Source organism: Mesorhizobium sp. M7A.F.Ca.MR.148.00.0.0 (assembly GCF_003997735.1).
Taxonomy (GTDB): Bacteria; Pseudomonadota; Alphaproteobacteria; order Rhizobiales; family Rhizobiaceae; genus Mesorhizobium.
In genome coordinates, this window is the sequence record NZ_RZTB01000710.1 from 1 (window position 1) to 234 (window position 234).

The 234-nt window shown below is 60.7% G+C and carries 1 pseudogene; it reads left to right on the forward strand.

From position 1 onward, the window contains the following. Positions 1-184 (forward strand): annotated as a pseudogene (locus tag EOB49_RS35935) (hypothetical protein); the annotation flags it as partial. Positions 185-234: the final 50 nt, after the last annotated feature.

A 234-nucleotide genomic window follows, 5' to 3' on the forward strand; every position in this document is an offset into this window, starting at 1 on the left:
CGGGCCGCGTTGCGCCCACATCCGGGTGCCGGAGGCACTGGGCTTGCATGAGCATGCGGGCTCGATCGACGATGCGGTTGCCGAACTGCACCGTCGCATGCAGGATACAGTCACCAACATTGTGGCCGAGCTTGCAGCCAAGGGCAGCTTCATTTTCTATCCGAATCCATTCTATCGTTCCTGACATCCTGACGGGCCACGTGGCCCGCTGTGGTGGAGGATGGAAGGCAAACA